This window comes from Pantoea sp. 18069 (genome assembly GCF_902706035.1).
GTDB lineage: Bacteria > Pseudomonadota > Gammaproteobacteria > Burkholderiales > Burkholderiaceae_C > Comamonas.
Window position 1 is genome coordinate 79,682 of record NZ_CACSJA010000020.1, and the last position, 23,406, is coordinate 103,087.

Genomic DNA, 23,406 nt, shown 5'->3' on the forward strand with positions numbered 1-23,406 from the left:
TCACAGCCCCGGCGGCACGGCCCCGTCGTTGAGGAACGCATTGATAGGCACCTGGATGTAGGCACGCCCATCGTCCTGCGCGGGCGGCAACTTGCCCGCGCGCACATTCACCTGCACGGCCGGCAGGATCAATGTAGGCATGGCCAGCGTCGCGTCGCGCGCGGTGCGCATCTGCACGAACTGCGCCTGCGTGATGCCGTCGCGCACATGGATGTTGCCGCTGCGCTGCTGGCGCACCGTGCTGACCCAGGCCGCGCAGCGCTGCGGCGGCGGGTAGTCGTGGCAGACGTACAGGCGCGTGTCCTGCGGCAGCGCGAGCAGGCGCTGGATGGATTGATAAAGTGTCGCCGCGTCGCCGCCGGGGAAATCCGCACGCGCCGTGCCCACGTCGGGCATGAACAGCGTGTCGCCCACGAACACCGCGTCCTGCACGCGGTAGGCCATGTCGGCCGGCGTATGGCCCGGCACCCACAGCGCCGTGACTTCGAGCTCGCCAATGCGAAAGCGCTCGCCATCTTCGAACAGATGGTCGAACTGGCTGCCGTCGGGCAGGAAGCTGCGCTCGAAATGAAAGACGCTGCGGAACATCTGCTGCACCTGCCGGATGCGCGCGCCTATCGCCACCTTGCCGCCCAGTGCATGGCGCACATGCTGGGCCGCCGACAGATGGTCGGCATGGGCATGGGTTTCAAGCACCCATTGCAGTTGCCAGCCGCGCGAACGCACGAAGTCGATCACCCGGTCTGCCGCAGCGCTGGTCAGCGTGCCCGACTGGGGCTCGAAGTCCAGCACCGGGTCGATCACCGCGGCCTGGCCCGTTGCCCCGTCGGCGACCACATGGGTCACCGTGCCCGTGACCGGGTCATGGAAAGATTCAATCTGCATGCGTTGTGCGCTCATTCGATGCTCCTGCAACCTGTGCCCCAGTGGCAAGGCCATAGCGCCAAAGTGCGGGATTGTCTCAGCATCTTGCTGCGCGCGGTAAATGGCATGGGCGCGCCGTGGACGCGCTTATTCAGAGAGTGGGCCTCAGGACGCGGGATCGGCCTTCTTGGCATCTGCGTTGCGCTTGCGCGTGGCGGCGGCTTTCTTGGCCGACGCCGAACGCTGCGCGGCGGTGCGCGCCGCGGATGCTGCGCCGCCGAGCTTGCCCCCCTTGCGTGACGATGAGCGATCGACCGGCTGGCCGCGCCCCGCGCCCGATTTCTTGCCGCCGCCGGTCTCCTTGTTGACCGTGGCCCAGGCGCGCTTTTCCGCCTCCTCATGGCCCACGCCGCGCTCTTCGTAGCTGGCTTCGATATGTTGGGCCTGGCGCTTTTGCTTGTCGGTATAGGCCGACTTGTCACCTCGGGGCATCACGTTCTCCTTCAACGAGGCGCCGGGCGAACAGGGCCTCGTGGTCATGGTGCGTTTCAGATGTTCGGCTCGTTGGCCGGATCCTGCGGTGCTTCGAGCGGTGGCGCGTCGGTGGGCGGATCGATGGGTTCGGGCGAAGGCTCTTCTTCCTTGCGCGGGTCTTTGTGCTGCATGGGCATGGGCAGGATCTCCTTGGACTCCCGTTGTACCAAGGTTTTCAAGCCGTCTGGGTAGGCGCTGGCAGTACATCCCCCTCAGGTAATGGCGTACAGCGCAGTCGCCTTCGTATACGCCGCACCGTTCCCTGCCAGTTTCGGGATTTGATGAAATGGGCCATGTCACCCCGATACGATGCCTCGTAGGCATGCGCCCATGCTGGGCGCAATCGGCATAGGGGGCCTCCATTCTTGGAGGCACCCCTGCCACACCACCCGGCATGCGGATCCGCACCGGGCGGTTCGAGAGCTTGAGGTCAAGACAATCTTGGCACTCCCAGCCGGTCAAAGTACGCAATCGTCAGCACGATCTTGATGACCCCGTTGCTGTTGCGCCACCAGCGACGGCCGTTGACAGCCACTTGCTTTGCAACGTCATGCGTCGCCCACCACGCGGTCGATGACACTCTTGAACTCGCTGCGCGCCTGGGTGAAGCTGACTACATGCATAACTGCCTCCTTCATATGTACCGCTTATTGTACATGTCTTGTGCATTTCGTCTCACCCCGCGTGCATCACCTCCAGCGCGGCCGCTGCCATCCGATCAGGCAGGTTCGCCTTAAGTGAACGGCATTACCGCCGAAGCGGGGCCGTTGATCAAGGGCTCAAGCAGGGCGCAAAGCGCATTTCCCGACGCTCAGCGCTACCAATGCGTGTAGATTTCCCCGATGTGAACGAACGATTACAATGCCAACATGTTCACCATCAAGCGCACCGCTGAATTCGATGCATGGCTGTTCGGCTTACGCGACACGATGACGCGCATCCGCCTGGCCAAACGGCTGGACAAGGTGCAGCGCGGTTTGCTTGGCGACACCAAGCCGGTTGGCGATGGCGTGCATGAGTTGCGCGAGGACTTCGGCCCCGGGTGGCGCATGTACTACGCGCAGCGCGGCGATGTGCTGGTGGTGATGCTGGGCGGTGGGGACAAGTCCTCCCAGCAGGCCGACATACAGGCCGCAATTACCTTGTCCAAGACTCTGGAGGACTGAGCATGACCAAGATCGCAAACCTGCCCACCTTTGACATGGCAGAACACCTGAAAACTGAGGAAGACGTAGCCGCCTATCTGTCCCTGGTGCTGGAAGAAAACGACCCCGCCGAGCTGGCCCACTCCCTTGGTGTGATTGCCCGTGCCCGCGGCATGAGCGAGATTGCCAGCGCTAGCGGCCTGACCCGCGAGGCACTTTATAAAGCGCTGCGCCCTGGCAGCCATCCTCGTTTTGACACCATCAACCGCGTCTGCGGGGCCCTTGGCGTTCGCTTGGTAGCCCAACCCATCCGCGCTTAACGCGCCCTGCTGACCAGCGATGGGCTCGCCAGGCTGGCCGAACGCGTTGTCGCAATCCAGGCCGCTCGCCCACAAAAAATGCTCCTGCGAGGGCTTCGTTGCGTATGGCCGAGCGGGCGAAGATCATGTTGCGCGCCGCGCCGGCAGCCAGAGTGATTGCCGTGGCCGCAGTGGGGATCGCCTTGCGCAGGCCCGGGGCAGCCAGCGTAATGACGCTGCCGCCAGACACATCGCTATTGCCTGCATCCCGGTCAGCAGCGCAATGGCAAAGGCCATGCCCACGGCTTGCTGCACAGTCCGAACCGGCGCCTTACCGTAATTGAGCGTGCGCAGCATTGTGACGATCTGCCGCCGCGAGATAGCCACCTCCCGGTGATCCGGCTCTGCGGAGAGACCTCCAGCGCGTAGGCAAGTGTCTTGTTTTGCCCGGTGGTGCCTTTGGCGGCGGATTTCATCTCCAACCGCTTGCGGGCAATTCAGTCGTCGGCCTCGCGCTTTGTGTCGAACGTGCCGCCTACGCGCTCACCGCCAATCTGCATCTGCACGCGCCACGTACCCTCGGCGGTTTTTTTCGGCGTTGCCATCCATGCTCCCGTGAAATTCCCCGGGAGACTCCCGTGAAGCCAGCTTCACGAACTATCACGCCAGGGTGTTAAAACGGGATGATCGTATCCGTGATACTCACGAAATTTCACGGATTTCCCTCTGCGCGCGTGATTTCAGATGAAATCATCGAATCTATTGGTGCCCCGAGCCGGGGTCGAACCGGCACGCCCCTTTTACGGAAAGCGGCGGATTTTAAGTCCGCAGTGTCTACCAATTTCACCATCGGGGCGCCATGCATGCGTGGCGTTGCACCATGCAGCAAGACGCAAATTCTATCGCATTCAACGCGCACCAGACCTGTGCGTTGCGCCATGAAAAAAGGGAAGCTGTAAAGCTTCCCTTTTCATTATCTGGAGCGGGAAAACGGGTTCGAACCGTCGACCTATACCTTGGCAAGGTATCGCTCTACCAACTGAGCTATTCCCGCATGCACTGCATTTTCTTGCAGACAGAAGGCAAGTATAGCAAGGTTTCCGGCCCCTTTCGGACTGCTGCGGTTTTTTTCCATCCGCATCGGCCGCGATGCCGAAGTGAGACGTGCGGACTCAGGCCTTGTGCGCCGCGGCCTTGCGGTCCACGAATTCCTTCATGAAGCGTTGCGGCTCGCCGGTCGCGAACGCGCTGGCGAATTCGGCCACGCCGTTGCGGATCGACCGGTCCAGCGGCTCGTGCTGCCACTCACGCAGCAAGCGCTTTTGCTGGCGCAACACCGTCGGGCCCAGGGCCGCGAACTCGCCGGCGACACGCGCGACTTCCTGGTCCAGGTCCTGGATGTCCACCACCGCGTCGGCAAGCCCCCAGGCTTCGGCCTTGGTAGCGTTGATGTTTTCACCCGTCAGCAGCAACCAGTTCGCACGCGCATTGCCGATCAGCCTGGGCAATGCCGCAGCATAGAGAATCGACGGAATGCCGACCTTGACTTCGGGCATGCCGAAATATGCCTTGCTCGATGCAATACGGATATCGCAGGCCACGGCCAGCTCCAGCCCGCCGCCGAGGGTCCAGCCCGGAATGCGCGCGATGACGGGCGTGGGGAACAGTTGCACGGCTTCGCACAGCAGGCGCAGGTTCTCGATGAAGACCGCGGCGCTGGCCGTGTCCAGTGCACCCATCTCCTTGATGTCCGCGCCGGCAACGAAGGCCTTGTCGCCCGTGCCGCGCAACACCAGCGTGCGCACACTCTCATCGGCGGCCAGGCAGCGCACGCCGGCGATCAAGTCCCTGATCACGGGAGTGCCGAGAATATTGAGCGTGCCGGCTTCACGGATGGTGAGGGTGGCGACTCCGCTGGCATCGATTGCGATGGCCGCGTGCTGAAGTTCGGGGAAGGCGTGCATGTCAGAGTTTTTCAAAGCCGATGTCCTTGATGATTTTTTTCCAGCGTTCGTTCTGGCTGGAGACGAGTTTGCCAAAGTCGGCGCGCGACATCGGGCTGGGAATGGCGCTCTGCTTTTCAATAGCAGCGATCACTTCGGGATCGGCCAGCGCCTGGCGCACGGCGGCGTTGAGCCGATCCAGAATCTGCGGCGGCGTGCCTGCGGGCGCGCCCAGCCCGAACCACGAAGGGTTGTTCATGGCGGGCAGGCCGGCTTCCGCATAGGTCGGAACCTGCGGGAAATTCTTGAGCCGCTGCCTGGCCGCCACCGCCAGGGGCCGGATCTGGCCGCCCTGGATCAAGCCAACGGACGAGGGAATATTGTCGAACACCAGGTTGACCTGGCCCGGGATCAGGTCCGCGAGCGCCGGGCCCAGGCCCTTGTAGGGCACATGCAGCAGTTGCGTGCCGGTGACATGCGCGAACAGCTCGCCATTGATATGGCTCAGCCCGCCGTTGCCCGAAGAGCCGAAAGCATACTTGCCGGGCTGGGCCTTGAGTTCCCTGATCAGTCCCTGGACATCGGTCGCGGGAAAGCCGGGGTTCACCACCAGCACGTTGGGCACATCGGCGATATTGCTGATAGGCGCGAAGTCCTTGACGGGGTCGTAGGACGTCTTGGCGTAGACGTTGGGGTTCACCGCGTGCGAGCTTTCCACCACCATCACCAGCGTGTAACCGTCAGCGGGCTGCTTGGCAGCGTAGGCCGAGCCCACGGCGCCGCCCGCACCGGGGCGGTTCTCCACAATCAGAGGCTGCTTCAGGATGGCGCCGAGCCTGGTGCCGATGATGCGCGCCAGGATGTCGGTCGTTCCGCCGGGTGCGTAGGGGACGATGAGCTTGATCGCCTTGTCGGGGTAGCTGGCGGCATGGGCCGGCATTGCGGCTGCGATGCAGGCCAGGCTCAGCGCCATCAGGGTTCTTCTTTTCATGTCTTTTGTCTCTCTCTAGGGGGGGGGATCGCACGCCGACATGCGGCATATCGGCAGGCGTGGAAACGGCGTGTCAGGACCAGGACAGCGGCTGCACCGACAGCGCGGCCAGCGAAGGCGGTGCGCTCACCGCCTGCGCGCCCGGCGTGCGCGCCGACAGCATGGGATTGCGCACCGTCGCAATCTCGCCCAGCGTGGGGTGGGCCAGCACCTGGACCATCTCCCGGTGCCGGACCTGGGGATGGCTGAATGCCTCCTCCAGGCTGTTGATCGGGCCCCAGGGCACGCCGGCGGCATCGAACGCCTCGGTCCAGCTGCGGCGCGTGCGGGTCTTGAACAGCGTCACCAGCAAGTCGCGCAGTGCGGGCAAATGCACGATACGGCTCGAGTTGGTCGCAAAGCGTTCGTCCACGGCAAGTTCGGGCCTCCCGGCCACCTCGCAGAAACGCTGGAACTGCGTGTCGTTGCCTATGGCCAGAATCACGTAGCCATCGGCGCACTTGAACACTTCGTACGGCGCGCAGTTGGGATGGGCATTGCCGCTGCGCTGCGGGTTCACGCCAGATATCAGATAGTTCGCACCCTGGTTGGCGTTGAGCGCCACGGCCACATCCAGCAGCGCGATGTCCAGGTACTGCCCCTGGCCCGTGCGCTGGCGCTGGAACAGCGCCGCCAGCACGGCGGACGTGGCATACATTCCGGTCGTCAGGTCGACAACGGCCACGCCGGTGCGCAGCGGCCCCGCGCCAGGCGCGCCGTCGGGCTGGCCGGTATAGCTCATCAGCCCGCCCATGCCCTGGAAGACATAGTCGTAGCCCGGCTTGTCCGCCATGGGGCCGGTCTGGCCAAAGCCGGTGATCGACAGGTAGATCAGCCCGGGATTGATGCGGCGCAGCGCTTCATGGTCCAGCCCGTAGCGCGCCAGGGTGCCGGCCTTGAAGTTCTCGACGAACACGTCGGCTTCCTGCACCAGCGCAAGGACGGCCTGCGCCCCGGCTTCGGTGGCGAAATCGATGGCCACCGAACGCTTGCCCCGGTTGCAGCAGCTGAAATACGCCGACAGGCGCTCGCCGCTGTCGTCTTCGAGGTAAGGCGGCCCCCATTGGCGCGTGTCATCGCCGCGCCCGGGGTGTTCCACCTTGATGACCTGGGCGCCCAGGTCGGCGAGGTTCTGCGTGCACCAAGGCCCCGCCAGGATTCTGGAAAGGTCGAGTACCTTGACGCCGGCAAGGGCCTGATCGAGCATGCTGTCTCCACTTTATGTAAGCAGAGTGCAGTCTAGGCAGGCGCCGCTAAGTCATCCAGTCGAATGTTTCGAAGCGCGGTTTGGGAAAATTCGAACGCCGGGCCGGTGCCCGGCAAACGCTGCCGAGCGAAACTAGGAAGCGGTTTTGACCACCGGCAAGATGCCGCTCGCGCGCACCATCTCGCGGCCTTCGACCAGCAAAACACACTCGGCAAAACACAGGCGGCCACCCGACTTGGTCAGGCGCACATGGGCTTGCAGCCAATCGCCCGGCGCTACCGCCTCCAGGTAGTCGACGGACAGATGCGCAGTCACCACAGGCTGCTCGCGCGCACGCGCTACGTTGTAGCCGAGCGCGCTGTCGATCAGCACCGCGAGCATGCCGCCGTGCGCCTTGCCGTGCAGGTTGAGATGCGCCGCGCCAATGCGCATGCCGATCACCCGCATGCCGTTCTCGTCCTCGCGCTGGTACAGCGGCCCGAGGTGGGCAACATAGGGGCTCGCCGACGTATAAGGAACGAATCCCGGGGGAATGCCGGCCGTGGAATCAAGGGCGACAGCAGCCTGATCGCTCGGGCTGCAACTGGTTTCAGACGTCATTCGTTGCTTGTCTCATAAGGCACTGGTCTTGGCGCGCGCTGTGCGCCGCCTGCGGTGGGGCACGCATTGCGCGCCGCACGCACTATAGAGGATGGCGCGCGGCCACCCCCCAAGCGCCCGGCGCCATCGCCGCTCAGAACCTGGCCTGGCCTGCGGCGACGCGCTGCACCAGCAGCGGCGCTGGCGTCCAATGTTCGCCGCGCGTGGCATGCAACTGCTCTATCTTGCCCAGCACCACGTCCAGCCCCATCGTCTCGGCATGGAACATGGGCCCGCCGCGCCAGGCGGGAAAGCCGTAGCCGTTGACGTAGACCACGTCGACGTCCGAAGCGCGCTGCGCAATGCCTTCCTGCACGATGCGCGCGCCTTCGTTCACCAGCGCCAGCACGCAGCGCTCGACGATCTCCGCATCGCTGATTTCGCGGCGCACGATGCCCGCCTCGCGCGCGCATTCCACGATCAGCGCATCGACCACCGGATCGGCAATGGGCGTACGGCTGCCGGGCTCGTAACGGTAATAGCCCGCACTGGTCTTTTGCCCGTAGCGGCCCAGCTCGCAGATGCGGTCGGCAACCTTGGAGTAGCGCAGATGCGCGGCACGCGTGGGCGCCAGGCGCTTGCGCGTCGCCCAGTTGATGTCCATGCCGGCCAGATCGGCCATGGTCAGGGGGCCCATCGCAAAACCGAAGCGCTTCATCGCCGCGTCGATCTGCGAAGGTGAAGCACCTTCCTCCAGCAGGAACCCGGCCTCGCGCCAGTAGCCCGTGAGCATGCGGTTGCCGACAAAGCCTTCGCACACGCGCACCAGCACCGGAATCTTGCCAATGCCCTGCGCCATCTTCATGCAGCTGGCGATCACCTCGTCCGACGTGGCGTCGCCGCGCACCACTTCCAGCAGCTTCATGACGTTGGCCGGGCTGAAGAAATGCAGGCCAATCACATCCTGCGGCCGGCCGGTGGCGGCCGCGATGTCGTCGATGCTCAGCCGCGACGTGTTGGTCGCCAAGATGGCGCCGGGCTTGCAGATGGCGTCGAGCTGCCTGAACACCGCCTGCTTGACCACCATGTCCTCGAACACGGCCTCGATCACCAGGTCGGCATCGGCAAGCAGGTGGACATCGAGCGTCGGGCGGATGCGGTCCAGGCGTTCCTGCATCTGCTGCGCGGACAGGCTGCCCTTGGACACCGTGACCGCATAGTTGCGCCGGATCATGTCCATGCCGCGGTCCAGCGCCGCCTGCTCGCGCTCGTAGAGCACGACCGGCATGCGGGCGTTGGCAAACGCCATCGCAATGCCCGCGCCCATGGTGCCCGCGCCCAGGATGGCCACGCTGGCGATCGCGCGCGGCAGCGTTCCCGCGGCCTGGCCTTCAAGCTTGGCGGCTTCGCGCTCGGCGAAGAACAGATGCCGCAGCGCCTTCGACTCGGGGCCGGCCACCAGTTCGTCGAACAGCGAACGCTCGAAGTCCAGACCCTCGTCAAAGGCCAGTTGCGTCGCCGCCTGCACGCAGACAATGGCCGTGCGCTGCGCCAGCGCATTGCACGCCTTGGAATTCACGGCCGCCTGGAGCGCGACAAAGTCCAGGCCTGCTGCATCCGCCGGCGGCTTTGCGCCAATCACCGGGTGCGGCCCGGCCTGCGCGGCCATGCGGCGCGCGAACGCGATGCCGCTGGCCACGACCTCGCCGTCGATCAGCGCATCGGCCAGGCCCAGCGCCAGGGCCTGGCTGCCCCGCACCTGCTTGCCCGACTGGATCAGCTCCAGCGCCGGGCCGGAGCCAATCAGGCGCGGCAGGCGCTGCGTGCCGCCGCCACCGGGCACCAGGCCGAGGTTGACTTCCGTCAGCCCCAGGCTGGCCTCGGCCGCCACGATGCGGTAGTGGCAGCCCAGCGCCAGCTCCAGGCCGCCCCCCAGAGCCACGCCATGGATGGCCGCGACCACGGGCTTGCTGGACTGCTCGATCTGCCGGATCACCTCGCGCAGCATGGGCCGGGCCGTGGCCGCGGGCGTGTTGAACTGGCGGATGTCGGCGCCGCCGCAGAACACCTTGCCGGCGCCGGCCAGCACGATGGCCTTCACCCCGGGGCTGAGGGCCGCCCGGTGCAGGCCTGCGGAAATGCCGCGGCGCACCGCGTCCCCGAGGCCGTTGACCGGCGGGTTGGCCAGCCAGATCACCGCCACGTCGCCCTGCTCCGCATAACGCACGGCCTCCGAAACCGCCACGCCTTCAATGCCTGTATTCATCTTGTCTCTCCGAAAATAGTTTGTGGACCGCGTCATGCGATGTGCGCAGGATCCGCCAGGCGCGCATAGCGCGCGAGGTGGTGGCGGGCATCGCCCAGCGTGTGCTCGATGGCGATCAGGCGCTTGACGTGGTGGCCCAGGGGCAGCTCGTCCGTCATGCCTATGCCTCCATGCAGCTGTATGCCCTGCTGCGCGATGAAGCGCGCGCTTTCGCCGCATTTCGCCTTGGCGGCGGAAACGATGCGCTGGCGTGCCACTGCGTCGGCGGCATCGACCTGCTGCGCCGCCAGCCAGGCCAGCGAGCGCGCCTGCTCCAGGGCCAGCGACATGTCCACGAGGCGGTGCTGCACGGCCTGAAAACTGCCGATGGGGGAGCGAAACTGCTGGCGCACTTTCACGTAGGCCAGCGTGGCGTCGACAATCGCTGCCATGGCACCCACGCTTTGCGCGCACAGCGCCGCCGTGGCGATATCGCTGGCATGCAGGATCGTCGGATAGGCCGCATCCTGCACACCGACCAGCGCCTGCGGCGCGAGCTGCACGCCATCGAACGCGAAGTCCGCGCACGGCATGCCGTCGATGGCCGTGTAGTCGACACGCTGCACGCCCGCGCTTTGCGGGTCCACAAGAAACAGCGAAATGCCGTCGGTCGACAACGCCGGCCCGGACGTGCGCGCCGACACCAGCAGCTGGTTCGCGACCGGTCCCTGCAGCACCATGGTCTTGCGGCCCGAAAGCCGCCAGCCATCGGCGCTGGCCGTGGCCTGTGTCTGCACGTTGTGCAAGGTGTAGTCCGTCTGCGGCTCGCCCTGCGCGAACGCCAGAATGCACGCGCCCGTGGCCAGGTCGGCCAGCAGTTGACTGCGCTGCGCGCCCCTGGCCCCATGGGCGAGCAATTGCACGCACAGCACCGCCGTGCTGGCATAGGCTTCGGTCACCAGGTGGCGGCCAAACGCTTCCATCACGACATGGGTGCTGGTGGCATCCAGGCCCATGCCGCCGCAGTCTTCGGGCACGGTCAGCCCCAGCAGGCCCAGCTCGGCAAAGGCCGCCCAGTGGGCAGGGCTGTGGCCCTGGGTCGCGGCCAGCGACTGCTGCCTTGCCTGGAAATCGTAGGCCCGCGAAAGATAGCGCTCCACCGCTTCGGCCAGCATGCGCTGGTTTTCATCGAGATCGTCTTGCATGTCGGTATGTTTCACAGGCCCAGTGCGACCTTGGAGATGATGTTTTTCTGGACTTCGTCGGTGCCGCCGTAGATCGAGATCTTGCGCAGGTTCAGATAGAAGCCGGCCAGCGTGTCCGTGTCCGCGCAACCCGGGCGCCCGTCCTGCGCGGCGTCTTCCAGGTTCTGTGGCGTGAACGCTTGCTGGCGAAACGGCAGCGCGTGCACGCCCGCGGCCTCGACCTGGCGCTCGGTGATGGCCTGGGCCAGCGTCGTGCCCAGCAGCTTGAGCACCGACGCTTCGGCACCATGGCCGCCGCCGCGCTGCACACGCTCCATCAGCCGCAGATTGGTGTGCTCCAGCGCGAGCAGGTCGATTTCCAGCCGGGCCACGGTCTGGGCCCAGATGGGATCGGCCGCCAGCGGTTGGCCGTCCACCACCCGCTCGCGCAGCAGGCGCTGCAAAAACGCCAGCTCCCGCTTGCTGCGGCCTACGCGCGACGCGCCGAAGCGCTCGTGCGACAGCAGGTATTTGGCGCAGGTCCAGCCCTTGTGCAGCTCGCCCACCAGGTTGGCCACCGGCACTTCGACGTTGTCGAAGAAGACTTCGTTGATCTCCACATCGCCGTCGAGCGTGCGGATGGGCCGTATCGAAATGCCGGGTGTGCGCATGTCGATCAGCAGGAAGGAAATGCCCGCCTGGGCCTTGGCTTCGAAGTCGGTGCGCACCAGGCAGAACATCATGTCCGCGTACTGCGCGTAGGTCGTCCAGGTCTTCTGGCCGTTGACCACGAATACGCCGTCCTTGCGTTCCGCCCGGGTCTTGAGCGCGGCGAGATCGGAGCCCGCGCCCGGCTCCGAATAGCCCTGGCACCACCAGTCCTCGCCCGACAGGATGCGCGGCAGGTAGCGCGCCTTCTGCTCGGCGCTGCCATAGGCCATGATCACCGGCGCGACCATGCGCAGGCCGAAGGGCACGGTCTCGGGCGCGCCCGCCACCGCGCATTCCTCGTCGAACACATAGCGCTGCATGACCGACCATCCCGTGCCGCCGTGCTCCACGGGCCAGTTCGGTGCGACCCAGCCCTGGGCACGCAGGATTTCATGCCAGCGCAGGAAATCCTGTTTCGCCAGGCGCTGGTGGCCAATGACCTTGCGCCGCAGGTCCTCGGGCAATTTTTCCGCCAAGAATGCACGCACCTCCGCGCGAAATGCCTGGGGCTCGAAACCGCTGTTTTGCTGCGCCATCATTCAGCCTCCTGCCGTTCAAAATGCAGCGGAACACCGGTCAGCTCCTGCAGCTGCGCGGCCGACATGCCGTGCGCCATCTCGCGCACCCGCATTCCATCCGGGGTCACGTCGATGACCGCCAGATCGGTGTAGATGCGCCTGACCACGCCGCTGCCGGTCAGCGGCAGCGTGCACTTAGCCACCAGCCGGGGTTTGCCGTCGCGCGTGACATGCTCCATCAGCACATGCACCGCCTTGGCCCCGACCGCGAGATCCATCGCGCCCCCGACCGCCGTGGCGACGCCGCCATGGCCCAGCGACCAGTTGGCCAGGTCCCCCGCGGCGGAGACCTGGTAGGCCCCGAGCACGCAGAAATCGAGGTGGCCGCCGCGCATCATGGCGAACGAGTCGGCATGGTGGAAATAGCTGCCGCCCTGCACCAGCCCCACGGGCTGCTTGGCCGCGTTGGCCACGTCCGGGTCCGCGGCTTCACCCTGCCCGAGCGCGCGCATGCCCAGGATGCCGTTCTCACTGTGGACAATGACTTCGTCCTCGGGCTTGAAATGATCGAGCACGGTGACGGGCAGACCGATTCCGAGGTTGACATACGCGCCGGGCGGGATGTCCCGCGCCACGCGGCGCGCCATCTCCTGGCGACTCCATTTGCCCATCATGTGCACTCTCCCAGTTCAACGACGCGTTGCACGAAAATTCCCGGCGTGACGATCGCCTCCGGGTCGAGCGCGCCCAAGGGCACGGCCGTCTGCACCTGCACGATGGCCACCTTGGCGGCCATGCACATCGGGGGCCCGAAATTGCGCGCGGCCTTGCGGTAGACCAGATTGCCCCAGCGGTCGGCCGCATGGGCCTTGACCAGCGCGAAGTCGCCGCGCAGCGGCGCTTCGAACACATAGCCTATGCCGTCGATCACGCGCGTTTCCTTGCCTTCGGCCAGCTCCGTGCCGTAACCCGTAAGGGTCAGAAAGCCGCCGATGCCGGCCCCGGCCGCGCGCAGGCGCTCGGCCAGCGTGCCCTGGGGAATGCATTCGTATGCGATGCGCCCCTGGGCATAGGCGGTCTCGAAGGCTTGCGACTCGGCGCCGCGCGGAAAGGACGCGTACAGCTTGCGGACCCGGTCGCGCCGGATCAGTTTCGCCAGGCCGGTATCGTGGCTGCCGCTGTTGTTGCAGACGATAGTCAGGTCGCGCGCGCCCTGCTCCAGCAAGGCATCGAGCAGCTCCATGGGCTGGCCCGCCGTGCCGAAGCCACTGACCAGTACCGTGGCGCCGTCGTGGATATCGGCCACCGCCTCGGCGGCCGTGGGAACAAATTTGTCCATCATGCGCGCCTCACAGCGAAGTGGCGAGAATCGCCGTGGCCTGGCTCGACAGCACGCCGCCGTTGCCATGCACCAGCGCGACTTCGGCATCGGCAACCTGGCGCGCCTGGGCTTCACCGCGCAGTTGGGTCACCGCTTCGATGATCAGGAAGATGCTGTACATGCCGGGGTGCGTGCACGACAGGCCGCCGCCGTTGGTGTTCATCGGGAAGCTGCCGCCCGGAGCGATGCGCCCGCCTTCGACGAACGCCCCGCCTTCGCCTTTCTTGCAAAAGCCCAGGTCCTCGAGGAACAGGATGGGGTTGATCGTGAACGCGTCGTAGAGCTCGACCACGTCGATATCGGCAGGCGTGAGACCGGCTTCCGCGAAAGCCTTGCGGCCCGAGTCCACGGCCGGCGTCACGGTCACGTCCTCCATGCAGGAGATCTGGCGGTGCCAGTGCGCATGCCCGCTGCCCAGCACGTAGACCGGCCTGGCATGCAGCGCGCGCGCACGCCGGGCGGACGTCACGACGAAAGCGCCGGCGCCGTCGGTCACGAGGCAGCAGTCGCGCACCGTCAGCGGGTCCGAGATCATCTTGGCGCCGAGCACGTCGTCGATCGACAGCGGGCCGCGCGCGAACGCATCCGGGTTGAGCTGCGCCCACTGGCGCGCGGCGACCGCGACTTCAGCCAGCTGCCGGCGCGTCGTGCCGTACTGGTACATATGGCGGGCCGCGGCCAGGGAGTAGCTCGACACCGGGTTGAAGGCCTTGTAGGGGTGCTCGTACGGCTGGGGGTCCAGCGCCGCGCGCATCTGGTTGACCTTGGAGCTGCTGGGCGCGGAACGCGGCGTGCTGCCGTAGCAGATCAGCACGTTCTCGCACTCGCCCGCCTCGATCGCCAGCGCCGCCATCTTCAGGTCGGCAATGAACGACGAGCCGCCAAACATCGTGCTGTCGGAAAACCGCGGCCGGATTCCCAGGTATTCAGCCATGCGCATCACCCACCAGGGTGAAGTCAGGCTCGAAGTGATGATGCCGTCGATGTCCTGCATCGCCAGCCCGCTGTGCGCCACGGCCTTGCAGGCCGCCTGCGCGATGATGTCCTGCTCGCTCAGGCCGCCGGCGTGGCCCAGGCCCGCCAGGCCCGTGCCGAGAATGGCGATCGCGCCGCGTTGTCCGCCACTCATGCTGCTTCTCCCCCAGGAACAAACACCAGCAAGGCCCCTTCGGGGGTCTGCTCGACCCGGGCCTGGACCGCCATGCCGATCCGGACCTCCTCCACGGGAATGCCCACGACGCGGCTCATCAGCCGCGGCCCTTCCTCCAGATCCACCAGGCAGACCGTGTAGTCACCTTCGGGCTTGCGCACGATGGTCGTCGAGTACACGCTGCCCCGCCCGCTGGGCGCCACCCAGGCCAGCGCCTGCGATCCGCAATAGGGGCAGCACACGCGTGGATAGAAATGGTGGCGGGCGCAGCTGTCGCAGCGGGGAATCTCGAAAATCCCCTGCGCCAGCCGGCCAAAGTAGTGGGCGTCCGCGCCCGCCAGGGGCGCTGCTGTTTCCGTCTCGGTCTGCATCTGCTTCACTCCGCGGCCTGCACGCCCGTGAGCTTCACGAGGTCACGCCATTTGACGAGTTCGCGCTCCACGTACTTGCGCACTTCGGGCACCGGCAAGGCGCCCACGGGCTCGCTGTACTGCGCCTTGAGGCGTTCCGTCATCTCCGGCGAATTCATGATCCGGTTCGCGGCCTGGTTCAGGCGCGCGACGATGTCCGCAGGCGTGCCCGCGGGCGCGTAGAAGCCCAGCCAGGTGTAGACATCGAAGTCCTTGAAACCCGACTCCTTGAGCGTGGGCAAATCGGGAAACACCTTGCTGCGTTCCGCGCTGGTGACCGCGATGGGCCGCAACTGGCCCGACGCAACGAAGGCCGACACGCTCATGGAGTCCTGGATGGCCACCGGGATCTGGCCGGCCACGGCGTCGCTGGTCGCGGGCGCGGCGCCCCGGTAGGAGATATGCGTCATCTTGATGCCGCTCAGGTGGCGGAAAAGCTCGCCCGCCAGATGCGTCGATCCGCCTGCACCGGCCGTGCCGTAAGGCACGCTTTCCTGCGCCTTGCCCCATTTCAGGAACTCGGAAATGTTCTTCGCCGGCACGGCGGGATTGACGACGATCATGTTCGGCGCCTTCGCCAGGATGGCGAGGGGCTCGAAGTCCTTCAGCGGGTCATAGTTGATCTTCTTGAGCGTGACCGGACCGATGACATAGCCGGTCGCCGCCACCAGCAGGGTGTAGCCATCGTTGGGGCGCCTGGCCACGTATTCGGTGCCGACCTGACCGGCCGCGCCCGCGCGGTTCTCGATGACGAATGGCTGCTTGAACTCCTGGGACAGCTCCTTGGCCAGGCTGCGGCTCACGATATCCGTCATGCCGCCGGGGGCAAAGGACACCACGATTGTCACGGGCTTGTTCGGCCAGGCAGTGCCTTGTGCGAAGCCAGGGCTGGCGAAGGCCGCGAGCGCCGCGATACCCACGCCAAACGCCAGGCGCCTGCCTGCGAAATTGTGGCCAGAAGTGTGTTGCATGCTGTCTCCTTGGTTGTTCAAATTGTCGGCTGCCGCAATGCGCGAAGCCACCCGGCAAGTCTATGAACGCACCGCGGCAGACGCCATCCGAATGTTTCGAAGAGGCCGTTAGATGATTTGAAACGCTGGGAGAAAGCGCTGGCGCCGCGCCGCCGGCGGCCACAGCGCATGGACCGCCTGCTCGATCCGCCCGCTCAGGCCCCGCGCGTGGCGGCCACGCGCGGGTCGTCCAGCAGGAACTGCATGAACGCCGTGGTGAACATGGGAAGACGCGCATCGGCGCGCACCGCCAGGTTCAGCTCCCGCACGGCCCACGGCTCGACAAGCGCCAGCATGGCAATGCCGGACGAGGCGGGCAGCGAGGCAATCACGCTGCGCGGCACCAGCGCCACGCCCACACCCGCCGCGACAAAGGACAGCACCGCTTCGAAGCTGTGGGTGTGCAGGCGCACGCGCACCTGGCGCCCGCTCCTGTGCGCCATGTCGCGCAGGAACAGGTAGTTGCTGCTGCTGCGGTTCATGCAGACGAAGTCGAAATCGAGCGCCGCACCGAACTTGATTTCACTTTCGCCGGCCAGCGGATGGTCCGCGGGAACGGCGACGACGAGCTGGTCCACGGCGTAACGGTACACGTCCAGGCCGGTCGCATCGGTCGCGCCGGCAAAGATGCCGATGTCGGCCTCGCGCGCCAGCACCGCCGCGGGGATGGCCTCGCTCTGGCGCTCTTCGATGTCCGCATCCACATAGGGGTTGAGCACCAGGAAGCGCCCCAGGCTCGGATTGATGAAGCCGTTCAGCGCACTGCTGTTGGCAGTCAGCCGGACATGGCCCTTGAGCCCCAGCGTGAACCGGCCCACATCCTCGTGCATGCGCTCCACGCCTTCGAACAGTTCGCGCACATGTGCCAATACCGCCTCTCCGGCCGGCGTCAGCTCCATGCCACGGGCGTTGCGCACGAACATGGACGTGCCCAGGGCCTGCTCCAGGTTCTTCAGGCGGTAGCTGGCCGACGACGGCGTGATGTGCACGGCCGCAGCGCCCGCCGAGAGGTTCTTCGCCTCGGCAATCGCCATGAAAAGGCGCAGATCGGTCAGTTCGTATCGCATGCTTGTCTCTCCATATCGCTTTTTGCAGGCTGGCCGGCATTCATCCAGACGCCAATGATGAAGCCCAGTTTCTCGGTGGGCTTAGGCTGATCATTCGTCTTGGCCAAGCCTGCCAGCACCACGCCAGCAGCTTATCGAGCTGCTCGCCATATACACCCTTGGTACTGTATGAATTAACAGCCACCAAAGTGTACCCGTGTGGACGGCAAAAAGGGAGTTCCACGCGTGGTTTGACCGCACTTCCTGCGCGGTTTGGAGCGTCTTCGGGAGGGTTTGCAGCGGGCCCAAACAAAAAGGCCACCCGCTAGGGTGGCCTAAGTTGTTGATTTCATTAGAAAAATCTGGAGGCGCGAACCAGAGTCGAACTGGTCTAACCGGATTTGCAATCCGTTCGAATTATTTGAAATCAGCAACTTACGACTGCTGCTACTTTTTCTGCTACTTCTCGCAGCATCCATCTCTATTCGGAGACATTATTTTACTTCGCTGCGCCACGCCAGTGCCTTCTTCATTGTCAGGCTGCCAGCTTGGTGCGCAACTCGTAGCCCAGCGCTTCATCGACACGGCTCAGCGAGTTGCGTGTTTCTTGCTCATCGCGCCATGCTTCTCGGCCATTGACTGCAGGCGATTGATCTTCTTGTCGAGTTCTTGCACCGCAGCCATCACAAGCCCGTTTGCATTGACAAGATCGATCTGCTTGCCGCCCGGCGCTACATCATCCCCTGCGGTTTTTTGCAGATCTTGCGCCATAGGTCCCAGATGCTGCTGGCCGCCATCAGCCCCCCTGGAGTCATCTTTGTAACGCCAAAGCGCCACGGGAGTATCACGGACAGCCTGCAGAGCGCCCTTCGTTGGAGCGTCGCGAACATCTTCTTTCATATCGCGATCTGACCATGCCGTAATCGCAGCAGATCCCATTTGGCCCGCCGCGCTTCCTAGCCCGCCCCACAAAGCATTGCCAGACTGGCTTGATGCCATCTGATTCTGCGCAATTTGGTTGTAGGTGCTCGCTGCGCCAGCCAGGCCCGCCTGAGCCCCCGAATAGCCAGAGTTCAGGATGCCCTGCCCACTGCCGGCCGCACTCAAGGCCGCACCGGAACTCCCTACGGCCCCTGCCCCGATCTGCGATGCAATCGAGGCATTCGTGGCTTGGCTACTGGCAATATTTCGGCCCAGGTTCGCGGCATCCATGCGCCGGGCATAGCCCTGCTGCTCTACGTTGCGCACGGCTTGGTTTGCGGCGCCGGCCTTAACCTTGGCCGCGCCAATGTCCATCGCACCGGCCATGGCCATCACCTTGCCGCTGGCGGGGTTGACGCCAGAGCGTTCCATAGCCCGCATCGTGGCGCCACGCTGCGCAGCAATGCTGGCTTCAGCATCCGCGCTCGCTGCCTGAGCCTCGGCCGCACGCCGCTCGGGCGTGTCGTAGTTCTGTGCGCCGGCAACTAGACTTTGCTCCAGCGGCCGATAGGTGCTGTTGTAGTCCTCATATCCTGCTTGGGATATCTTGTTCTGCAGTTCCTGGCCTGCCAGTTGGGCCTCAGACACTTGGTTGGCAGTTGATGTCGCTGCGGCCCGCTCATCGGCTGTTTCTGCATATATCTGCTTGGCCCACTCCAGTTGCTCCTTGGAGAGCTCAGCCTGCATCAACGCTGCGGCGTTCGCGCCGCTGTTGTCCACCTTTGTGCTCTTGCCCATGTCAATCCTTTCCTGCGCGCGGGGCGCGCTTCTGGCCGCAGCCAATCCGTTTTGAGAAACCCGTGTGGGTTATCTGTCCGCCGAGGAACCGCGCTAGGCGGCCTGCATTGTTCGTCTCCCGAGAGTGGCACGTCATCTGCACCAGGCCCAACTGCTCGAGCACAACCTCGGCATAGCGCCACAGCTGCACTACAGCCATGCCGCCGCGAGCGCCCTGCTCCACAAACAGCATGTCGTCGCACGCAACCCGCTCGCCGGTGTTGATGTCCTGGTAAAGGCTGAGCCACACGCTGCCCAGCAGCTCGCCGCTGGCGGCGCGCCGTATAGTCAAAATCAGCAGTTGTCCAGAGCGCTCCAGCTGTCGCAACTCGTCCCACTGCACATCAGGCTGGACGCCGGCCGGCAGCGTCTCCTGCAGAAAGCGCAGGCGCTGGGCCGCAAGTTCGCCCGAGCCTGGCAACGGGCCCAATTGCTCGGCCTGGAAAAGCAGGTCGCCGCGCCGCCGCGCCGGCAGCTGCGCGATATCGACGGCGCAATCCGGCACGGACTCGGCAACAATTTCACGCGCCATATGCAAGGTCAAGCACTCCCCGACACGCTTTGCCAGGGCCACAGCAAGCAATCCACGCATTTCACCTCCAGCACCAGGAAGCCTGGGCAGACCAATGAAACCTCGGCCCACCGCAGGTTTCAAGGGGGTGCGAGTCAGTCCTTGATCTCTGCGTCGGTGATGATGCTTGCGTCCGTGGCCTGAGACTTCTCCAACTCGGCGGCTTGGCCAGCGGCGTAAGCCTCTTGCGCAACGCTACGCATGAGCTGCTGCAGCGTGGCCGCCATGCCAACCGACAGCTCGGGTGTGATCTTGTTCCCAATGTTGTTGTTGAGCACTTCGGCCAAGCGAGGATTAATTTCGGTTGCAGTAGTCATGGTTTCTCCTTTCGTGATGGTCAAAATTAAGCTTCGGCAAGCTCGCCCACTGCATCGGGCACGGGTTCTACCAGTTGCGGACTTGCCCACTGGATCGCGTCCACAGCTTCAGTTGTCTCGGCAGCATGGATCTCTGCAAACAGCGCGCGGCTGCGCTGGTGGATACCATCAACATGGGCCAGCAGCGTAAAGCCCACATTAATGATTCCGTCGGCATCCAACTGGGCCGTGGAGTTGTCCGCCAGGGTCCAGTTGATGGCATACGGCTGGCTCGCGTCCCGGGCTATTTTGGCCGCCATCACAGCGCCGCTGATCCGGTTTCTGCTCTCGGAGTCGCTGTCAAAGCAGCCCCAACCCGGCACGTCAAACCCGCCGGACTCCAGCCTGTCGCGCTCGCCCTTAACCTCGGCCCATTTACGGAGCTTGGCGAGCTCGAGATCGTCCGAGGAGGTAGCCGGGACCCAGGTGCCCCCTGCGTAGTCTGACGAAACATCCTCAATCAGAGCACGCTCAAAACTTGCGGTGGGGTCAGCCGGGTCGAACGCCGTCACTGGGAGTGCGGGGTACTCTTGCCACAGTAAATTCTGATTGTTGATCGCGTCCTCTTCTGTCGGGTAGGAGTGAAGCTGCAGCTTGAAGGAGGGATTACCTAGGTCAGCATTAAGAGTGGCGAGTACGACTCGATGAGCGGCGGTGATGCCGTTAGGCGTCTGGATGACTTTGAGAATGGGCATGATGGTATTTTGAGTTGAGGGATTTCACAGTGAAGTGGGAAGTCGAGGGATGGAAGCCCACAAGATTGCTGCGCTAATAGCGGGGACAAGGCCATCCAATAGCGAGCCGGGAGACCAAGCTCGCGGGTCAAATCCACCCCACCAAGGCATGTTCTTCCGCTTGCCTTGGCCGAATGCTTCGATCCAGCGGTACTCTGCCTGGGTATGCTCTCTTGCTGCAAACCAGCAAGCGCCCAAAATCCCGCCAAGCCACCAATTTCCAGTGCCGGCTCCTACTGCAAGTTGTGCGGCCGCGGTTATTGCGGCGTGTGTTAAGGGCGTCATGTCCATAGTTGTTCCTTGGGATTAAGGCCAGTGGGTTGTTGCAATTTCTTCTAAGCTAATGGCTGACTCGATACATGCGCGAAGCACCCTTGCGATGGTGTGTTGGGCAGCCACATGCAAGCCCAAAGCCGTCCCTAAAGAGGCAACATCCTGGCTACTGAGTGTCCGAACAGAATTATCAGAAAGCGTCCAGTCGACCGAGAAGTCCGGCGACATTGCCGCCAATTGCACAGCACCTTGAATACGGCCTTGACTGATGGAATCACTATCGAAGCGCGAGCCGTCCCACTCAAACCCGCCGAATTCCGCGGCGGCACGGGCCAGCTTTATCTCTTCCCACCGGGCGGCCCGCAGCTCTAGAAGTGTGCGCGGGTCGGACCATTCCTTTTTTACATAATCAAAAATGTGCGCATTGGAAGGGCGTGAAGGCATATCCCAAACCCTCCCTGCCGAAACATATTGGGATCCGGGATTCGAAGCCTCTCGGATAACCATTTCCCCGGCTCTTGCCTGAATTCCTACCTGACCGTCAGGGGCGGTGCCAGAACGAAGAATCTCCCCTTCACACGTGTAGACAGTGAAAGGCGAATATTCTTGAGGTTGATTTTCTTCAATTATTTTTTCGTTTTCTATCATCGTTTTGTCCCAAGAAGCAGCAGGGCGAACGAGCCCGTGTAATCAGAAATATCTATTTCGTATGTGTGCACCCCGGCGCCTGGATTGTCGATTGCAATTGCCGTCCCCGATCTTTCTGTAGCACCTAGAGTCAGATTCGACGTGTAAATAACACTCCCATTCCGATACAGGCGTAGCTGAGCACCAGCGCCAAGGGCAACTGCAGCGGAAAAAAAACCGAATACAGTTACCCGACCAGCAGTCGACATATTTATGGATGCTACTTTCCCTCTTACCGTCACTGGGACAGTAATCGCGTCTCCCGCGATGTTGACGGTGTTGACTGCATTAACTGCAGAAGCCGTCAGGCTTCCAGAGAAAGTCCCAGTCGCCGCAGAAAGTGCGCCAGCAAACGTACCGCCTGCCGCCGAGAGATTGCCAGAAAATGTTCCTGTAGCAGCAGAAAGTGCCCCAGCGAATGTACCGCCCGCCGCCGAGAGGCTGCCCGAGAATGTACTAGTCCCATTCGCCAAGATAGACAACCCACCAGCCACCAAAAACCCATTTACACCAGTTGCAGACAGATTCAGATATTGGGTGTTCGCTGCGTTCTGCAGCCGCCCTGCAGTGACCGTTCCGATGTTCGCGGCGATGGCACTGAGTGCAGTTACGCTGATCTCATTGGCAGTCACTGCGTTCGCTGCGATTTTTGCAGTGGTTACTGAATTCGATGCCAAGTGCGATGCAGTGATCACCCCTGCCCCGATTCTCGCTGCTGCCAGCGTCCCCGCCGTAATCTTGTCGGCTGACAAATTTCCAATCATCGCGTTAACTATGGCGCCGTCTTGAATAGCTGCAGTACCTGCTGCAATGGAATTAGCAGCAAGCTTATTCGCTGTGATTGCGCCGTCTACGATCAGGTTCGCACTTGCAGCGCGTCGGCATACGAAGTTCGTTACGAACCAGCTACCTGCCACAGCCGTACCCGTTTCGGATATAACCCGAGCGCGAGCGAAGGCTGCACCTGCAGGCATAGTCACGAAGCCCTCAATCTTCTGCCAAGTGTTTATCGCTGCTGGTGCAGCAAGGGTAACCGGCGTCTGATAACCCAAAGACGTACCCCCGGTTCCACCTTCCGTACCATTAGGTCCGATAGCCTGAGTCTGCAGTCGTATAGCAAGTCCAGTAGTCGTAGGAGAAGATACCCAGGCAGACAAGTGGTAAACGTCTCCAGGGGATGCTTGAAAATTGCGCGACAGCGCTTGCTGCGCTGCAGCCTTGCTCAGCTGGAAGCCTGCAGGTCCAGGCATAGCGGCTGGCACTCCCGAAGTAGCCTGCACCACGGCCGTACCGTTGAACGTGATCCAGCTATTCGCATCCTGGAAGAACGGATCGAGAACAATGTTCGAGTAGTCCATCACCGTCAAGTGCTTAACCGTGATCGCATTCGCAGCGATCTGGTCAGCGCTTACCGCACCAACAGCAATCTTCGCAGTCGTAATAGCGTTAGCGATAATTTTGTCAGACGTGATCGCGTTAGCAGCGATATTCGCAGCCGTGATAGTTCCTGCTGCGATCTCGTTTGCCGTCACCGCATTCGTAGCGATCTTGGCAGTAGTTACCGCATTAGCGATAATCTTGTCTGCCGTGATAGCATTCGTTGCGACCTTGTCCGCGATAATCGCACTTACCGCAATCTCGTTTGCAGTTACTGCTCCGGTAGCGATCTTGGCAGTCGTTACAGCATTCGCAATGATCTTGTCTACCGTGATTGCATTAGCGGCTATTTCAGTCGCAGTCACAGCATTGGCCGCGATCTTGATCGTGGTGA

General features: G+C 63.6%; 24 protein-coding genes, 2 tRNA genes and 1 pseudogene. 2 read left to right on the top strand and 25 right to left on the bottom strand.

The window, feature by feature from the left end:
• The 3 genes from GVL12_RS16280 to GVL12_RS16290 form a co-directional block, all read right to left on the bottom strand.
• Positions 1 to 885 (bottom strand): MBL fold metallo-hydrolase, encoded by an 885-nt coding sequence (locus tag GVL12_RS16280; protein WP_200843814.1) that lies wholly within the window; start codon positions 883 to 885, stop codon positions 1 to 3.
• A 144-nt stretch (positions 886 to 1,029) separates the two neighbouring features.
• A complete protein-coding gene (locus tag GVL12_RS16285; protein ID WP_159915870.1) occupies positions 1,030 to 1,356 on the bottom strand; it encodes a plasmid stabilization protein in 327 nt (108 codons plus the stop codon).
• A 56-nt stretch (positions 1,357 to 1,412) separates the two neighbouring features.
• On the bottom strand, positions 1,413 to 1,577 hold the full coding sequence (locus GVL12_RS16290) for a hypothetical protein (protein WP_159915872.1): 165 nt from the start codon (positions 1,575 to 1,577) through the stop codon (positions 1,413 to 1,415).
• Between the two features lie 690 nt (positions 1,578 to 2,267).
• Here GVL12_RS16290 and GVL12_RS16295 point away from each other — a divergent pair.
• Positions 2,268 to 2,564 carry a type II toxin-antitoxin system RelE/ParE family toxin gene (locus GVL12_RS16295; RefSeq protein ID WP_159915874.1) on the top strand — a complete coding sequence of 99 codons (297 nt, stop codon included), beginning with the start codon at positions 2,268 to 2,270 and terminating at the stop codon, positions 2,562 to 2,564.
• 2 nt (positions 2,565 to 2,566) lie between these two features.
• On the top strand, positions 2,567 to 2,863 hold the full coding sequence (locus tag GVL12_RS16300) for an addiction module antidote protein (RefSeq protein ID WP_159915876.1): 297 nt from the start codon (positions 2,567 to 2,569) through the stop codon (positions 2,861 to 2,863).
• Between the two features lie 742 nt (positions 2,864 to 3,605).
• Here GVL12_RS16300 and GVL12_RS16305 read toward each other — a convergent pair.
• The 22 genes and pseudogenes from GVL12_RS16305 to GVL12_RS16405 all read right to left on the bottom strand — a co-directional run.
• Positions 3,606 to 3,698, bottom strand: a tRNA-Leu gene (locus tag GVL12_RS16305).
• Positions 3,699 to 3,820: 122 nt separating this feature from the next.
• Positions 3,821 to 3,896 (bottom strand) — tRNA-Gly (locus GVL12_RS16310).
• A gap of 118 nt (positions 3,897 to 4,014) precedes the next feature.
• Positions 4,015 to 4,821 carry an enoyl-CoA hydratase gene (locus GVL12_RS16315; RefSeq protein WP_200843815.1) on the bottom strand — a complete coding sequence of 269 codons (807 nt, stop codon included), beginning with the start codon at positions 4,819 to 4,821 and terminating at the stop codon, positions 4,015 to 4,017.
• Positions 4,808 to 5,776, bottom strand: coding sequence for a tripartite tricarboxylate transporter substrate binding protein (locus tag GVL12_RS16320; protein WP_159915878.1), 969 nt, complete (start codon positions 5,774 to 5,776; stop codon positions 4,808 to 4,810). Before GVL12_RS16320 ends, GVL12_RS16315 begins: the two co-directional genes overlap by 14 nt.
• Positions 5,777 to 5,849: 73 nt before the next feature.
• Positions 5,850 to 7,022: a CaiB/BaiF CoA-transferase family protein gene (locus tag GVL12_RS16325; protein ID WP_159915880.1), complete on the bottom strand. Its 1,173-nt coding sequence runs from the start codon at positions 7,020 to 7,022 to the stop codon at positions 5,850 to 5,852.
• A 132-nt stretch (positions 7,023 to 7,154) separates the two neighbouring features.
• Positions 7,155 to 7,622, bottom strand: coding sequence for a PaaI family thioesterase (locus tag GVL12_RS16330; RefSeq protein WP_159915882.1), 468 nt, complete (start codon positions 7,620 to 7,622; stop codon positions 7,155 to 7,157).
• Between the two features lie 133 nt (positions 7,623 to 7,755).
• Positions 7,756 to 9,867, bottom strand: a complete 2,112-nt coding sequence (locus GVL12_RS16335) for a 3-hydroxyacyl-CoA dehydrogenase NAD-binding domain-containing protein (RefSeq protein ID WP_159915884.1) — start codon at positions 9,865 to 9,867, stop codon at positions 7,756 to 7,758.
• 32 nt (positions 9,868 to 9,899) lie between these two features.
• A complete protein-coding gene (locus GVL12_RS16340; RefSeq protein WP_159915886.1) occupies positions 9,900 to 11,051 on the bottom strand; it encodes an acyl-CoA dehydrogenase family protein in 1,152 nt (383 codons plus the stop codon).
• Between the two features lie 11 nt (positions 11,052 to 11,062).
• Positions 11,063 to 12,280, bottom strand: a complete 1,218-nt coding sequence (locus tag GVL12_RS16345) for an acyl-CoA dehydrogenase family protein (RefSeq protein ID WP_200843816.1) — start codon at positions 12,278 to 12,280, stop codon at positions 11,063 to 11,065.
• Positions 12,277 to 12,930, bottom strand: a complete 654-nt coding sequence (locus tag GVL12_RS16350) for a 3-oxoacid CoA-transferase subunit B (protein WP_200843819.1) — start codon at positions 12,928 to 12,930, stop codon at positions 12,277 to 12,279. The genes GVL12_RS16345 and GVL12_RS16350 overlap by 4 nt, the downstream gene beginning before the upstream one ends.
• A complete protein-coding gene (locus GVL12_RS16355; RefSeq protein WP_159915890.1) occupies positions 12,930 to 13,601 on the bottom strand; it encodes a 3-oxoacid CoA-transferase subunit A in 672 nt (223 codons plus the stop codon). Before GVL12_RS16355 ends, GVL12_RS16350 begins: the two co-directional genes overlap by 1 nt.
• Positions 13,602 to 13,608: 7 nt before the next feature.
• A complete protein-coding gene (locus GVL12_RS16360) occupies positions 13,609 to 14,769 on the bottom strand; it encodes a thiolase (RefSeq protein ID WP_159915892.1) in 1,161 nt (386 codons plus the stop codon).
• Positions 14,766 to 15,161 carry a Zn-ribbon domain-containing OB-fold protein gene (locus GVL12_RS16365; protein WP_159915894.1) on the bottom strand — a complete coding sequence of 132 codons (396 nt, stop codon included), beginning with the start codon at positions 15,159 to 15,161 and terminating at the stop codon, positions 14,766 to 14,768. Before GVL12_RS16365 ends, GVL12_RS16360 begins: the two co-directional genes overlap by 4 nt.
• 5 nt (positions 15,162 to 15,166) lie before the next feature.
• Positions 15,167 to 16,171, bottom strand: coding sequence for a tripartite tricarboxylate transporter substrate binding protein (locus GVL12_RS16370; RefSeq protein WP_159915896.1), 1,005 nt, complete (start codon positions 16,169 to 16,171; stop codon positions 15,167 to 15,169).
• A 194-nt stretch (positions 16,172 to 16,365) separates the two neighbouring features.
• Positions 16,366 to 17,277 carry a LysR family transcriptional regulator gene (locus tag GVL12_RS16375; protein WP_159915898.1) on the bottom strand — a complete coding sequence of 304 codons (912 nt, stop codon included), beginning with the start codon at positions 17,275 to 17,277 and terminating at the stop codon, positions 16,366 to 16,368.
• A 567-nt stretch (positions 17,278 to 17,844) separates the two neighbouring features.
• Positions 17,845 to 18,975, bottom strand: a complete 1,131-nt coding sequence (locus GVL12_RS16380) for a tail fiber domain-containing protein (protein WP_159915900.1) — start codon at positions 18,973 to 18,975, stop codon at positions 17,845 to 17,847.
• 1 nt (position 18,976) lies between these two features.
• Positions 18,977 to 19,606 carry a GCN5 family acetyltransferase gene (locus GVL12_RS16385; protein WP_159915902.1) on the bottom strand — a complete coding sequence of 210 codons (630 nt, stop codon included), beginning with the start codon at positions 19,604 to 19,606 and terminating at the stop codon, positions 18,977 to 18,979.
• A gap of 74 nt (positions 19,607 to 19,680) precedes the next feature.
• A complete protein-coding gene (locus GVL12_RS16390) occupies positions 19,681 to 19,902 on the bottom strand; it encodes a hypothetical protein (protein ID WP_159915904.1) in 222 nt (73 codons plus the stop codon).
• Positions 19,903 to 19,928: 26 nt separating this feature from the next.
• On the bottom strand, positions 19,929 to 20,636 hold the full coding sequence (locus tag GVL12_RS16395; protein ID WP_159915906.1) for a DUF4376 domain-containing protein: 708 nt from the start codon (positions 20,634 to 20,636) through the stop codon (positions 19,929 to 19,931).
• A 24-nt stretch (positions 20,637 to 20,660) separates the two neighbouring features.
• The gene (locus tag GVL12_RS26605; RefSeq protein WP_235033887.1) at positions 20,661 to 20,966 is read right to left on the bottom strand and encodes a hypothetical protein; all 306 of its coding nucleotides are present in this window, start codon (positions 20,964 to 20,966) and stop codon (positions 20,661 to 20,663) included.
• A 15-nt stretch (positions 20,967 to 20,981) separates the two neighbouring features.
• The gene (locus tag GVL12_RS16400; protein ID WP_159915908.1) at positions 20,982 to 21,596 is read right to left on the bottom strand and encodes a DUF4376 domain-containing protein; all 615 of its coding nucleotides are present in this window, start codon (positions 21,594 to 21,596) and stop codon (positions 20,982 to 20,984) included.
• Positions 21,593 to 23,406 (bottom strand): annotated as a pseudogene (locus GVL12_RS16405) (hypothetical protein); the annotation flags it as partial. The pseudogene GVL12_RS16405 and the gene GVL12_RS16400, both read right to left, overlap by 4 nt.

Bases quoted from the DNA above. Each gene is read 5' to 3' on its own strand.
- GVL12_RS16285 (WP_159915870.1), bottom strand. From the start codon at position 1,356: ATGCCCCGAGGTGACAAGTCGGCCTATACCGACAAGCAAAAGCGCCAG.
- GVL12_RS16395 (WP_159915906.1), bottom strand. From the start codon at position 20,636: ATGCCCATTCTCAAAGTCATCCAGACGCCTAACGGCATCACCGCCGCT.
- GVL12_RS16380 (WP_159915900.1), bottom strand. From the start codon at position 18,975: ATGGGCAAGAGCACAAAGGTGGACAACAGCGGCGCGAACGCCGCAGCG.
- GVL12_RS16345 (WP_200843816.1), bottom strand. From the start codon at position 12,280: ATGATGGCGCAGCAAAACAGCGGTTTCGAGCCCCAGGCATTTCGCGCG.
- GVL12_RS16300 (WP_159915876.1), top strand. From the start codon at position 2,567: ATGACCAAGATCGCAAACCTGCCCACCTTTGACATGGCAGAACACCTG.
- GVL12_RS26605 (WP_235033887.1), bottom strand. From the start codon at position 20,966: ATGGACATGACGCCCTTAACACACGCCGCAATAACCGCGGCCGCACAA.
- GVL12_RS16400 (WP_159915908.1), bottom strand. From the start codon at position 21,596: ATGATAGAAAACGAAAAAATAATTGAAGAAAATCAACCTCAAGAATAT.
- GVL12_RS16350 (WP_200843819.1), bottom strand. From the start codon at position 12,930: ATGGGCAAATGGAGTCGCCAGGAGATGGCGCGCCGCGTGGCGCGGGAC.
- GVL12_RS16390 (WP_159915904.1), bottom strand. From the start codon at position 19,902: ATGACTACTGCAACCGAAATTAATCCTCGCTTGGCCGAAGTGCTCAAC.
- GVL12_RS16355 (WP_159915890.1), bottom strand. From the start codon at position 13,601: ATGATGGACAAATTTGTTCCCACGGCCGCCGAGGCGGTGGCCGATATC.
- GVL12_RS16340 (WP_159915886.1), bottom strand. From the start codon at position 11,051: ATGCAAGACGATCTCGATGAAAACCAGCGCATGCTGGCCGAAGCGGTG.
- GVL12_RS16370 (WP_159915896.1), bottom strand. From the start codon at position 16,171: ATGCAACACACTTCTGGCCACAATTTCGCAGGCAGGCGCCTGGCGTTT.
- GVL12_RS16295 (WP_159915874.1), top strand. From the start codon at position 2,268: ATGTTCACCATCAAGCGCACCGCTGAATTCGATGCATGGCTGTTCGGC.
- GVL12_RS16365 (WP_159915894.1), bottom strand. From the start codon at position 15,161: ATGCAGACCGAGACGGAAACAGCAGCGCCCCTGGCGGGCGCGGACGCC.
- GVL12_RS16375 (WP_159915898.1), bottom strand. From the start codon at position 17,277: ATGCGATACGAACTGACCGATCTGCGCCTTTTCATGGCGATTGCCGAG.
- GVL12_RS16320 (WP_159915878.1), bottom strand. From the start codon at position 5,776: ATGAAAAGAAGAACCCTGATGGCGCTGAGCCTGGCCTGCATCGCAGCC.
- GVL12_RS16325 (WP_159915880.1), bottom strand. From the start codon at position 7,022: ATGCTCGATCAGGCCCTTGCCGGCGTCAAGGTACTCGACCTTTCCAGA.
- GVL12_RS16360 (WP_159915892.1), bottom strand. From the start codon at position 14,769: ATGAGTGGCGGACAACGCGGCGCGATCGCCATTCTCGGCACGGGCCTG.
- GVL12_RS16280 (WP_200843814.1), bottom strand. From the start codon at position 885: ATGCAGATTGAATCTTTCCATGACCCGGTCACGGGCACGGTGACCCAT.
- GVL12_RS16385 (WP_159915902.1), bottom strand. From the start codon at position 19,606: ATGCGTGGATTGCTTGCTGTGGCCCTGGCAAAGCGTGTCGGGGAGTGC.
- GVL12_RS16335 (WP_159915884.1), bottom strand. From the start codon at position 9,867: ATGAATACAGGCATTGAAGGCGTGGCGGTTTCGGAGGCCGTGCGTTAT.
- GVL12_RS16330 (WP_159915882.1), bottom strand. From the start codon at position 7,622: ATGACGTCTGAAACCAGTTGCAGCCCGAGCGATCAGGCTGCTGTCGCC.